We start from the raw sequence: 12691 nt of genomic DNA, 5'->3' as shown, positions 1-12691 counted from the left end.
CCATTTTATAAATGCAAAGTAACTTGGAATGACCATGAAGTTATTTAATTTATGCTGCAGTGTTATCCTTATTACCCTGTCATCTTTTGCTTGGGGAAGCGAGCAAATAGTGACGCTCAAATTAGGGAAACCGAGCACACCTAATATGCCTAAAAATCATTATGTTTTGAGCTTATTAGAAAAAAGCTTTGCGCAGATGAATGTTAAACTCAATATTAGTTATAGTGTTGAGCCGATGAATACTAAACGAGTACTTGAAGAGCTAAAGCGCGATGGAATAATTAATTTTGCCTGGTTAAGTATGTCAAAAGAGCAAGCAAGCAGCCTTGTACACACAACCTTTCCAATATACTACGGCTTGCACTCAAAACGTTTACTGATGATAAAACAAAGCCGGCTGGGCGAATTTTCAGATATAAAAACCCTTGAACAACTAAAGCCATATATAGCTTTACAAAAGCAAAGTTGGTCTGATTATTATGTATTAAAGAGCAATGGCTTAACAGTTAATGGTGATTTGAGTTATGAAAGCATGTTAAAAGCGTTAGATGAAGGACTTGGCGATTACTTTCCTCGTTCAGTAACTGCGATTAGAGCTGAAATACAAAAAAGCCCACAGTATAACTTTGTCGTTGAGCCGCATATTATGCTGCAGTATGATAATTTTTATTACTTTTATGCAAATGAAAAAAATAAAGCGATTATCGACTTATTACAGCGGGGCTTAACAAAGCTAGCACAAAAAGGCGAGCTTGATGCACTCTATACGCAATTTTACCATGATGTTGAGGATGGGCTTGGTTTAGGTCAGCGAACAGTGTTTAAACTGAAACAGCGATAAGGTTATTATCGCTGTAAAACAGTTTGCTAATCTTGCTTTATTTCTTCTTTGCTTAAGTGCTTGAATAAATGACTCACTCGGCTGCCAACCGGTAAGAGCATACTTATCGTTTATAATGAAAGTAGGCACTGAAGCAATACCCGTTTGCTTAAAGTTATTTATTTGGAATATGAGAACGAAGATAGGTTGCAGACATATCATGAGATTAATAGCTATAGCCCTGGAATTAACTTGTATTTTACTGAAAAGAACATAAAAAATACTATAAACTTTAAACTCGATAGTGAAATCGATCAAAGGTTTAAATTTAAGTCACTTACACATGTGGGGAACGCTTATAGCATACGAATGAAAGTGAGATTAAATTAATGCTAAAAAGAATGACATTGACTTTTGACCTTAAAAAGCTTTTTCGCCTACACCGCTGGACTTTAGCGGTAGCGGTTTATATCTTTATAGTATGGTTTACTACGCCTGATACTTGGTCTCATGAAGAGACCTATTTTAAAGCAGTAACAATGCGCCAATTATCAATTATTCTCGTACCGGTATTTATTACCTATTTTCTCGTTGATTTTTTTAAAAATAAACCGATTATTGTCGATTTAAATGAGCAGACATTGATTCAAGGTGAAAAAGTTATAGATTTAAGTAAAGCAGACCAAATCACGGTTGTTGAAAAACCCATGATTAAATCAATTGAGATACACTTTTCTAAACATGGTTATTCTTTAGTTAAGATACCTGGGTGGTTTATTGAAGATGTCACGCAGACTAGCTTGAATTTCTATCACTATGCTAAAAATACAGATAAAAAGTTTAGTATATCCAGAAAAAGAACGAGTCCGTTAAAAGGCAGCATTATTTAATTTGCACCATAAGCAGATTTAATTTTGAAGTATTTAACTGTTAGGTATCTATAGAGAGGGCGTTCAAAGTTCAGTGTCAGATTAAATTCTTAAATATTGAGCACCTTGTTTAAACGCTTCTCAAAAAATGCTAACTGAGATAAATAAAGGCTGCGATGTGCAGCCTTTTTTGGTTTTAAACTTTATTTTTTAAGTGTCTTGCTTGGCTTCTTCTTCGCTTATTTGCTTAAGTGCTTGAATAAATGACTCACTCGGCTGCCCACCGGTAAGCGCATACTTATCATTTATAATGAACGTAGGCACTGAAGTAATACCCATTTGCTTAAAGTTATTTTGCTCTTCGCGAACCGCTTGTACGTATTTATCTGAGTGTAAAATATCACGAGCTGTGTCTTTGTTAAGACCGACTTTTTCTACCACATCCAGTAATGCATCTTCTTGATTTAGATATTTCAAATCGGTGAAGTGTGCTTCAAAAAATGCCAATTTCAGCTCAGTTTGCTTGCCCTCTTCACGCGCCCACATTAGCAAGCGGTGTAGATCAAAGCTGTTGATCATGATGCGTTTACCGTCAAAATTAAAGGTAAACCCAGCTCGTTCACCCGCATCCGCCATGTTTTGACGATTTCGCGCGCTTTCTTCTTCGGTTAAACTGTATTTTTGCTGCAAGTGCTCGTTTAAGTCTTGCCCTTCAAGTGGCATATCTGGATTAAGCTCAAAAGGGTGCCATGTAATATCCGCACTCATTTCTTCTTTTAATTCTGCCAATGCGGTCTCTAAGTTCTTGTAACCGATAATACACCACGGGCACATTACATCTGAGACGATATCAATTTTAAAGTTTTTCATAGGGATCCTTGAAGGATTGCTTAGTAATAACAATGGATATTGGGATGAAGTCTACTTTATCAATCATTGGACATAAAAAGAGCAGCCAAGGTGCTGCTCTTTTTATTAAATGATTCATATATTAGCTGTTTAAGCCAAACGGGTCATCAATGCTATGACTCGGTTGAGTAAACCAGCGCGGACCATCATCTGTCATGTAAAAGTGATCTTCTAATCTCACCCCAAACTCATCTGGAATAACTAGCATGGGTTCGTTACTAAAACACATGCCAGTGGCAAGCGGGGTTTTATCACCGCCAACTAAATATGGCCATTCGTGAATGTCTAAACCAATACCATGGCCTGTACGATGTGGGCAACCTGGTGTTTGATACTCAGGTCCTAAATTTTGTGCTGCTAAGTAGCTGCGAGCTGCTTGATCAACCGATTCACAGGTTTCGCCAAGGGCTGCTTGATTGAAAGCTGCTAACTGTGCCGCTTTTTCGAAATCCCAAAACAGGCGTTGTCGGCTGGTTGCTTCACCAAATACATAAGTACGCGTAATATCAGAAAGGTAATCGTGCACTTTACATCCAGTATCGATGAGCACCATGTCGCCTTTTTTCAAAATTTGTGGGTCTTTCACGCCATGTGGGAATGAGGTAGCAAGGCCAAACAATACAATACAGAAATAATTACCTGGGGCACCTACTTTATGATGGGCTTTTTTAATAAATTCTTCGACTTCTACGGTGCTAATTCCTTCATAAAGCATGCTCGCTGTAGCCTGATGAACCGCCAAAGTCATATCCATGGCACATTGCATTAATGCTAATTCATTGGCTGATTTATGCATTCTACAATGCGCAGTGACTGGTTGAGCGTTCACCAGTTTTAACCCTGAACTGGCTTTATTGATACCATCAAAAATAAAAAACTGTGCGCTTTCATCAATACCAACGGTAGCAGCGTCGCTAATATTGAGCTGTTTCAGCACTTTAACTAATAGCTCAAACGGGCTTTCATGCTCTTGCCAGCCGTGTATTGGGCCATCAATAACCTTAAAGCCATTTAAAGAACCAATTTCAAAATGTGGAGCAATGTATTGCACATCACCTACAGCAGGTAAAATAGCGCCAACAAGTCGTTCACTGGCATACCATTTCATTCCGGTGAAATAAGTTAAGTTGGTACCTGCGTTTAAATAAATGGCATCAATGTTGTGCGCTTGCATATAGGCTTGTGCTTTGGCCATACGCGCTAAATACTCATCGGCTTGAATCGGCGTTACTGAGTGAGTCATATTACTTAAACTAGCAAGTGCTTGCTCGGGTGTGTGAGTACCAATACCAACTGTGGTCATATATTTCTCCTACAAAATTTTGCATAGTGTGTAGGTTTAACAGTTTAAATTCAAACTAATTGCGATTAGTGAACAAGGGGCTCAAAAATGGGGGGGGAGTTATCAAGTCGCTTATTTGGAGGACTTGATAACCTCGGGCTATTTTTTTGCATAGGGTAGGCGAGTGAGCTTATTTGCCGTGTGGTAACTATCTAAACCGGTTACTGCAACCGTATCAATGGCTTGTAAATCTAAAAAACCATCGCTTTGGAGTGCTGATTCATCCACATATACATCCATTATTTCACCAATAACCAGTTCGGTGCCATTAACAGCTAAATGTTGATTCTCTACAAATTTTACCGCGTATTTAAGTCGGCTTTGTGCAACAAAGGGAGCGTTAAATTCATTTAAATACTCTGTTTTTAAACCCGTTGCATCGAACTCGGACTCATCTTTAGCGTAACGTGCCGAGGTTTGGTGCGCTTGCTGGTAAATATCGCTATTTACTTGGTTAATAGTATAAACGCCCGTTTCTATAATATTTTCAAATGTATGCCTTGGTACACTGTGTGGGCGCATTATCATGCCTACAAGGGGCGGGTGAGCGCCTAAATGGATGACAGAACTAACAATGGCTAAATTGGTATTGCCCTGTCCATCTTGCGTACCAATCAAGTTTGCACTTTTAAATCCTGACAGTGAATTTATAAAATGCGTGCGTGTGTGTTTTTCAAGTGCGGTTATGCGGTCTTTAGAAAAATGCATGTGTTGATCCCTTACCATTTTATAGTGTTTCCTTGCCAATCTAGGTAGGCAGGTTCGCCATTAAGTTCTAATTGTGAGTTTTCGTAAGTAAATTTAAATAATTGCTGGGCAACAAACTCAGGCGTAAATAGTTTGTCGGCAGGTACATTTTTTTGAAATGGTTTAGACAGCTCAGTATCTGTGGTGCCTGGATGAAATAAAACAAGTTTAGTATTTTTAGCACGACGAGCAAGCTCAATAGCGGCTGTTTTAAATAACATATTAAGTGCTGATTTTGATGCGCGATAGGTGTACCAGCCACCCAGTTTATTGTCGTTAATGCTACCAACACGAGCGCTTAAAGCGGTAATTGTGCAGTGAGTTTTATGGTTAAGTAATGGCATTATGCTTTGTAAGCACAGCAGCGGCACAAGCGTATTAGAATGCAAAAGCTGCATAAAATAATCGCCATTGATATCCTCGAGTTTTTTTTCAGGCATGTGCTGGCTGTTATGTAATTGGCCATTAAATATAACCACCTGAGCGAGCTCAATCTGCTGAGACTTTAGCGATTCTGTAAGCTCGTTAAGACTTTGCGTTGAGTAGTCGCTGTGAAAGTAGGTTATGTTTTTACCGCTGTGATTAATATTCGATGAGCTAACACAAATTATATTAAATTGTGTTGCTTGTTGATTTAAGTGATTAACGTAAGATTGAGCAATGGCGCTACTGGCACCAAATAAAATCACTGTTTTCATTTTTCACCTTTGCTTTTGATATTACATTGACCTGAGTTGCACTGTGCACTAGGCATTAAAAAACGACTAATTTGATGACGGTATTTTGCAAAGAAAGTATAAGCATGATCGGCAAAAAAACGAATGACGGGCAAACGAATAATTTTAAGCCAAGGATATTTGCCAACAGTGCGCCAAGCTTGATAAGTCACATCTAAGCCGTAAATCATCTGCCCATTATCAGTTTGGGCATGCAGTATATTCATAGCGTATTGCTTATTGATTGCGGGAAAACGCGCATTAAAGTCATCAGCATTTAAATCTTCAAGTGTAACTTTATGATCAACATCGGCACGTTTTAAATGCTGCATCTCTGCATTGCAAAGGGGGCAATTACCATCGTAAAAAATGATCATGTCATCGCTTTGTGTTTATTTTACATATGCTTTTTTACGACATGCCGGTGCAAATGGATCTATTAAATAAGTAAACATAATGATATTAATAGGTCTCAAAGAAACAAAGGAGAGCTAAAAATGAGTGAACAATATGCCGCCTTGCGAGGTAATGTAAATTTACTTGGGCAATTATTAGGACAAACTATAAAAGATGCTCAAGGACAAGATATTTTAGATAAAGTAGAAGAGATTCGGGCTTTATCAAAATCATCTCGCAGTGGCAATGAAGCTGATCGTAAAGCGCTTATAAATGTACTACATGCGCTTAGTGATGAAGAGCTTTTACCGGTTGCCCGTTCATTTAATCATTTTTTAAACTTAGCAAATGTTGCAGAGCAGTTTCATACCGTATCACGTTTTAATGATGTTGGTTTTTGCCAACTAAACCCTCTCACTCAAACATTAAAAACGTTAGCAGCAAAGGCCGAACAAGGTCAGCTTAATCATAATCATTTAGCTGATACCCTCTCAAAACTCCACATAAACTTAGTACTAACAGCACACCCAACCGAGGTGACTCGCCGTACCATTATTAATAAACATGTTGAACTTAGCGATTGTTTAGCATCGCTTGAGCGTACCGACAATCTTGCGCAAGAACGCGAAGCAATATTAAACCGTATTGCGCAGTTAATTAGCCAAGCATGGCATACGGACGATATTCGTCGTTCACGCCCAAGCCCTGTAGATGAGGCTAAATGGGGCTACGCAGTCATTGAAAACAGTTTATGGGAAGCTGTGCCACGTTTTCTACGTGAGTTTAGCCAGCATGTAAAACAGCATTTAAGCTTAGAGTTGCCAGCAGATTACAGCCCGATAGAATTTACTTCTTGGATGGGGGGAGACCGTGATGGTAACCCATTTGTAACCGCCGAAGTAACTAAGCAAGTGCTCGACCATGGCCGTTGGATGGCACTGGATTTATACCAGCGTGATTTAGAAACGCTCTGTGCTGAACTTTCTATGTCGGATGCAAGCGATGAGCTTATTAAGCTGGCTGGACAAGAGTTTGAACCGTACCGTGCCGTTTTAAAGGATGTTAAAAACCAAGTTGCAGAAACGGTAATGCATTTAAGCGCTAAAATTAAAAATAAGCGCACTGAATCACAAGATTTAATCACCGATATTAATCAAATTAAGTACCCTATTGAAGTGTGTTATCGCTCTTTATTACAGTGCAATATGCATGTGGTGGCCGATGGCTTGCTACTGGATATGATCCACCGAGTAAATAGCTTTGGCCTGCGTTTAGCAAAACTAGACGTGCGCCAAGATTCGTCAAGACACGGTGATGTATTTTCTGAGCTAACTCGTTACTTAGGTATTGGCGACTACAACCAATGGCAAGAGCAAGATAAGCAGGCTTTTTTACTTGCTGAGCTTAACTCTCGTCGTCCACTTATTCCAAAGCATTGGCAACCTAGTCCTGATGTACAAGAAGTACTCGACACCTTTGATGTTATTGCACAGCAAGATGCAAAAACCTTTGGGTTATATATTATTTCTATGGCCCGAACCGCTTCTGATATCTTAGCGGTGCAGTTATTACTTAAAGAGTCAGGCTGCAGTTTTGAACTGCCCGTTGCGCCATTATTCGAGACCTTAGATGATTTAAACGATGGCCATAATGTTATTACTACACTTTTAAATAATGAGTGGTACCGAGGTCATATTAAAAATACTCAAAATGTGATGATTGGTTATTCAGACTCAGCCAAAGATGCCGGTATGATGGCTGCTGGCTGGGCACAATATGAGGCAATGGACAAGTTAGTGCAACTGGCGGATGAACGCGGTATTGAGCTGGTTTTATTTCATGGTCGTGGTGGAACGGTTGGTCGAGGCGGTGCGCCTGCAGCGCAAGCCTTGCATTCGCAGCCACCGGGTTCACTCAAAGGGGGCCTGAGGGTGACAGAGCAAGGCGAAATGATCCGCTTTAAATTTGGCTTACCCAATGTGGCATTGCAAAGCTTAAACATATACGCGGGGGCAGTGCTGCAAAGTAACTTATTACCACCGCCAGAGCCCAAAGATGAGTGGCGCGAAGTCATGGCATTAATCAGTGATGTATCGTGTGAGCACTATCGCAATGTGGTACGCCACGATGAAAACTTTGTACCTTACTTTAGAATGGCAACACCAGAATTGGAGCTATCTAAATTGCCATTAGGCTCAAGGCCTGCTAAACGTAATCCGAATGGTGGAGTGGAGAGCTTACGTGCCATTCCGTGGATATTTGCGTGGAGTCAGAACCGTTTAATGCTGCCTGCATGGTTAGGTGCACTAAGCGGGCTTAAAGCGGCGCTTGAAAAATATGGCATTGAAACCTTAAGTGAAATGAGTTTGCAGTGGCCGTTCTTTAGAGCGCGTTTAGAAATGCTAGAAATGGTATTTAGTAAAGCGGATAGCTGGCTAAGTGAGCACTACGACAATGCGCTGGTGGAAGACATGTACAAGCCTTTAGGTGCTGCCTTACGTGAGGAATTAGCAGAGGCGATAACCTTAGTGCAATCATTAAGCCCACAAAAAAGTCTATTAGCCGACCAGCCTTGGATCAAAGAGTCTATTGGGCTTAGAAATCCGTACACCGATCCCCTTAATGTGTTACAGGTTGAATTATTACGTCGCTCTCGTGGCGATGATAAAGGTAATGAAAGCGATATAGATAATGCCTTAATGATCACCATGACGGGGATTGCAGCGGGTATGCGAAATACAGGTTAATTTTTATTTTAATAAAACAAAAAAAGGGAACACGCGACGTGTTCCCTTTTTTTACGTTGAATAGGCTGGTATTTAGTTTGCCAACCTTTTACACTACTTAGCCATTGAACAAATAAAAACTATTATGGCTTCAGCAACTTTTAAAGTGCAACATAATACAGCACTTAGCAATTCACACATCTCATTAAATGTAGCGCAAACGCAAGCACTACGTAGTCAATTAAAAACTCAACGCGGTATTTTACATTCAAGCGATATTAAAGCGCTTTGCACCGAACTTAATGTCAGCGAAGATACTTTATTGCAAGGTTTAGTGCCGTTGGCTTCTGAGTTTTCGGTTGCACCTATTTCCAAGTTTCATGTCGGCGCAATTGTAAAAGGGCTCGACTCACAAGGACATACTACTTTTTACTTTGGTGCCAATGCTGAGTTTGATCATCAAGCACTTAGTTTAGTGGTGCATGGTGAGCAATCAGCAATTAATAATGCGTGGTTAAATGGCGCTAAGAAAGTGCTAAAAATAGCCATTAGTGATGCTCCATGTGGGTATTGCCGTCAGTTTATGAATGAACTGGCGGATGCCAGAGAGCTTGATATTTTACTGCCAGCACAAAATTTTAAATTAGCAGAGCTGTTACCGCATTCATTTGGGCCAACAGATTTAGGCAATGAGCACAGCTTATTTAACCCAGTAGAGCAAACTAAGCGCTTTGAAGAGACAAAGCTTGATGACAAGCTGCTGAGTTTTGCTTTGGCGGCTTATGTTCCATACAGTCAAAATTATAGTGCGGTAAAAATAAGCACCTTTGAAAATGGTGACTTTTATGGCAGTTATGCTGAAAATGCAGCGTATAGCCCAAGTTTATCGCCACTGCAAAGCGCAGTGAGTCAGCTATTTTTAGCAGGATTAAGCTTTGATGAGCAAATAGTAAAATCAATTACTTTGTTAGAAACTACTGGTCACGAAAACCAATCAGGGGTAGCAAAAGCCGTGTTAGCAAGCTTTACTGGCTTGCCAACACTTGAGGTTATTAGCGCAACATTAACCAAGTAATACTTTAGCGGCTTCAAGTACCACGGCAACAGATTTTTTCTCAATCTCGCCGTGGTCCACGTTAGGTATTTCTTGACGTGTTCTATTTACTAATACACCAGCAACACAAGCAGCTTGTAAACCAAGCGCGGCACACATGGTAAATAAAGTGGCCGATTCCATTTCGTAGTTCATTACGCCCAATTTTTGCCATTCTTCACAGCTACCTTGTAGTGACTTAGGTACGTAGCCAGAGTGTGTATCGTAGCGCTCTTGACCTGGGTAGAAGGTGTCGCTCGAAGCGGTTATACCAATATGGAAATCGATATTAAGGTTTTCACAGGCTTTTACCATGGCTTGAGTGGCAAAAAAATCAGATACGGCAGGGTAGCATAGCGGGGCAAAATGTTGACTCGCACCATCTAAGCGAACCGAAGCTTGGCTAATTAGAATATCGCCTTCATTAATGTGCGGTTGAATAGCCCCTGTTGTGCCAATGCGAAGAAAGCTTCGTACGCCAAGTTGTGCTAGTTCTTCAACGGCAATTGACGTTGAAGGGCCGCCGATACCAGTCGAACATATTACTACAGAGTGACCGTTTAATTGGCCTAAATAAATGTGAAACTCACGTGTTTGAGCAAGGCAGGTAGGATTATCTAAGAACTGTGAAATACGTGCTGCACGATCTGGATCGCCTGGAACTATAGCCAGTTTTGCACCTTTTAAGTCATCAATACACAGTCCTAAGTGAAATACCTTTTCCATAACTAAGCCTTTTTAATAAAAATTGTTGTCAATTTACCATGATTACGAGAAATGAAAATTAAGTACAGGACGGATGTCCGTATTGACTTAATTTGATTTATTCACCAACTCTGAATATTCAATCAATGACTAAAATTACGAACAAAATGAGCCAGTTGACTTGTTTGCTCAGACACTATATTCATACCTCATAGCAAACCAATAGCTAGGCTAAAGAGCCGATGGCTGTATTTTAAATTGTTTATATTCATTGGGTTAGTAAGGAAGCTTAGTTTTTATTTACCACTAACCTAAGCGAGCAAAATAAAGTTCACTGTAATTTTTAGCACACTATGCGAATAATCTGGAATTAATTCAGCGTGTGATGTTTTGCATAACTACTCAATAATAGACAAGATATTCAGATTGAAAAAGGGTTTACAATGAGCACACAATTTCAAACATTTAAAAATAAAGTTGAGCACTGTTTATGTGCGCCCGGCGACGGTGTTTTTACAGTCAATACGGCTAAAGAACGCAAAGCAGCGCTAAGAAACAAATTATATGGGCAAACTGAAAATGTCGATGTTTTATGGCGTGACTCACTTAACGAGCTGCCTAATTCACCACACAAAGCAGTAATGTTAGGCATTAGCTCTGATTGCGGTGGTGGAATTTTACGTGGCGCTAATTGGGGGCCTTTATTTTTACGCTCAGCACTGATAGATCAACAAACACAATGTCGTTCGTTTGATTTAGGTGATGTACGCGTAATACCGCATTTATTACATGATAAGTACTTAAATGAGGCCACTATTACCAACTGCCAAAAAGCGCTGTACGGTAATGACAATAACGATCATTATGTGAGCCCATTGTCAATTACTGAAGATGTGTGTGACAGCTTTTATGCGACATTCCAAGACAAAGGTATTTTTGGTATTGGTGGCGACCACTCAATTAGCTACCCGTTAACAAAAGCGTACTTAAAAGCCAAACGTGAGCAAGGTAAACGCACGGCAATTATTCATTTCGATGCTCACACCGACTTACTCGTAGAGCGTTTAGGCATCGACTTATGTTTTGGCTCTTGGTGTACACATATTTTAGAATTTTTACCAGCGCCGCATCATTTAATCCAATTTGGTATTCGCTCAAGTGGCAAACCTAAATCACATTGGGAAAGTACTTTTGGCGTTAAACAACACTGGGCTGCTGAAATTATAGAGCGTGGTGCAGCTGCGGTTGCTGCAGATGCGATTGCGCAATTAAAAGCAGACAAGGTTGATGAAGTGTATGTGAGCTTTGATATTGATGCCCTCGATGCAGAATTTGCATCAGCAACAGGCACGCCTGAAGAAAATGGGTTAACGCCACAGCACGCGCTTGATATTTTGTCAGCGATTGCAGATGAGTTCCCTATAACGGGGGCTGATATGATGGAAATAGCTCCGTTTACTGACAGCTCTTTAGTGGGCCAATCAAGCTCTGAGACAACTCTGAGAGAAGGCGCTAAAATTTCGGCGTTTTTAATTAATGCAATGAATCGCTAATTTCAAAAGCTAAAAATTGGCTATTTGCAAATAACCCGCTATATTTAGTTGGCTTTTATTAAAAAAGTGACGTCTTAAATCTAATAGAGCGGGTTATTGTGATTAAATGGTGTTTTGTATTATTACTCATTGTAAGCCAACACTGTGCTGCTAAACTCACTGTTGTAACAGAGAATTTTGCACCTGCGCAGTATCTTGATGCTAACAACAATTTAGTTGGTGATGCTGCCGATATAGTTCGACTAGTGCTTGATAGTGCGGGGATTGATTATTCAATTTCAGTTCACGATTGGAGTATGACTTATAATATTGCATTGAGGGATCCCGAAACCTGTATTTTCTCAATTTCACGCTCACCTGAGCGTGAGAGTCGTTTTGTTTGGTTTGCTAAACTTGCCCAATTCGACACAAACTTTTATTCTCTTAAAAGCAAAGGCATTGTTTTAACAAGTCTTGAGCAGGCAAAACAATACAGAATTGCAGTGTTAAAAGATAACTATAGCCATCATTATTTACTCTCCCAAGGCTTTAAAGAAAACGAAAACTTAATGCTGTTTAATAGTTTTGATAACATTTTTAAAATAATTAAAGCACGAAGTTCAAGCATTGATTTGGTTGTTATACCTGCGCAGAGAATAAGCCACGAACAATCACACTTATTAAGTGAACTTCAACTCGAATCATTAATGCCTATTAACGCCAACCAAGCCCCCTTATATTTTGCGTGTAACAAAAACCTACCGAATAAATTACAGCAGCAACTTAGCACTGCCTTTGCCTTGTATGAGTCACAACTTTAAATATCAATTGCCCTG

At 39.8% G+C, this 12691-nt stretch carries 12 protein-coding genes and 1 pseudogene; 6 read left to right on the top strand and 7 right to left on the bottom strand.

What is annotated here, in order from left to right; translation table 11 throughout:
• Positions 1 to 34 precede the first annotated feature (34 nt).
• Complete coding sequence (locus tag FHG08_RS17565) at positions 35 to 841, top strand: transporter substrate-binding domain-containing protein (RefSeq protein ID WP_178957324.1); 807 nt, start codon at positions 35 to 37, stop codon at positions 839 to 841.
• On the opposite strand, the pseudogene FHG08_RS17560 reads toward FHG08_RS17565, so the two are convergent.
• Positions 803 to 1000: pseudogene (locus FHG08_RS17560) on the bottom strand (hypothetical protein); the annotation flags it as partial. The gene FHG08_RS17565 and the pseudogene FHG08_RS17560 overlap by 39 nt on opposite strands.
• A gap of 227 nt (positions 1001 to 1227) precedes the next feature.
• Between FHG08_RS17560 and FHG08_RS17555 the strand changes: the two are divergent.
• The gene (locus FHG08_RS17555; RefSeq protein WP_178983215.1) at positions 1228 to 1710 is read left to right on the top strand and encodes a hypothetical protein; all 483 of its coding nucleotides are present in this window, start codon (positions 1228 to 1230) and stop codon (positions 1708 to 1710) included.
• A 189-nt stretch (positions 1711 to 1899) separates the two neighbouring features.
• Here the strand turns inward: FHG08_RS17555 and FHG08_RS17550 are convergent, their stop codons facing one another.
• The 5 genes from FHG08_RS17550 to FHG08_RS17530 form a co-directional block, all read right to left on the bottom strand.
• Positions 1900 to 2559, bottom strand: coding sequence for a DsbA family oxidoreductase (locus FHG08_RS17550; protein WP_178957320.1), 660 nt, complete (start codon positions 2557 to 2559; stop codon positions 1900 to 1902).
• A gap of 121 nt (positions 2560 to 2680) precedes the next feature.
• Positions 2681 to 3901, bottom strand: coding sequence for a Xaa-Pro peptidase family protein (locus FHG08_RS17545; RefSeq protein WP_178957318.1), 1221 nt, complete (start codon positions 3899 to 3901; stop codon positions 2681 to 2683).
• Positions 3902 to 4039: 138 nt separating this feature from the next.
• Entirely contained in the window at positions 4040 to 4648 is a 609-nt protein-coding gene (locus FHG08_RS17540; RefSeq protein ID WP_178957316.1) for a flavin reductase family protein, read from the bottom strand.
• Positions 4649 to 4659: 11 nt separating this feature from the next.
• Positions 4660 to 5385 carry an SDR family NAD(P)-dependent oxidoreductase gene (locus tag FHG08_RS17535; protein ID WP_178957314.1) on the bottom strand — a complete coding sequence of 242 codons (726 nt, stop codon included), beginning with the start codon at positions 5383 to 5385 and terminating at the stop codon, positions 4660 to 4662.
• Positions 5382 to 5780 (bottom strand): thiol-disulfide oxidoreductase DCC family protein, encoded by a 399-nt coding sequence (locus FHG08_RS17530; RefSeq protein ID WP_178957312.1) that lies wholly within the window; start codon positions 5778 to 5780, stop codon positions 5382 to 5384. Before FHG08_RS17530 ends, FHG08_RS17535 begins: the two co-directional genes overlap by 4 nt.
• A 120-nt stretch (positions 5781 to 5900) precedes the next feature.
• Here FHG08_RS17530 and ppc point away from each other — a divergent pair, with 120 nt between their 5' ends.
• Positions 5901 to 8546, top strand: a complete 2646-nt coding sequence (gene ppc / locus FHG08_RS17525; RefSeq protein WP_178957310.1) for a phosphoenolpyruvate carboxylase — start codon at positions 5901 to 5903, stop codon at positions 8544 to 8546.
• 124 nt (positions 8547 to 8670) lie between these two features.
• Positions 8671 to 9600 carry a cytidine deaminase gene (gene cdd / locus FHG08_RS17520; protein ID WP_178957308.1) on the top strand — a complete coding sequence of 310 codons (930 nt, stop codon included), beginning with the start codon at positions 8671 to 8673 and terminating at the stop codon, positions 9598 to 9600.
• On the opposite strand, the gene udp is transcribed toward cdd, so the two are convergent.
• The gene (udp, locus tag FHG08_RS17515) at positions 9589 to 10344 is read right to left on the bottom strand and encodes a uridine phosphorylase (RefSeq protein ID WP_138606844.1); all 756 of its coding nucleotides are present in this window, start codon (positions 10342 to 10344) and stop codon (positions 9589 to 9591) included. The genes cdd and udp overlap by 12 nt on opposite strands.
• A gap of 422 nt (positions 10345 to 10766) precedes the next feature.
• Here udp and FHG08_RS17510 point away from each other — a divergent pair, with 422 nt between their 5' ends.
• Complete coding sequence (locus FHG08_RS17510; protein WP_178957306.1) at positions 10767 to 11876, top strand: arginase family protein; 1110 nt, start codon at positions 10767 to 10769, stop codon at positions 11874 to 11876.
• Between the two features lie 98 nt (positions 11877 to 11974).
• The gene (locus FHG08_RS17505; RefSeq protein WP_178957305.1) at positions 11975 to 12676 is read left to right on the top strand and encodes an ABC transporter substrate-binding protein; all 702 of its coding nucleotides are present in this window, start codon (positions 11975 to 11977) and stop codon (positions 12674 to 12676) included.
• Positions 12677 to 12691 lie beyond the last annotated feature (15 nt).

Source organism: Pseudoalteromonas sp. Scap03, from assembly GCF_013393115.1.
Lineage (GTDB): Bacteria > Pseudomonadota > Gammaproteobacteria > Enterobacterales > Alteromonadaceae > Pseudoalteromonas.
The sequence above is the reverse complement of the archived record's forward strand: the minus strand, read 5'-3'. Positions and strand labels throughout refer to the sequence as shown.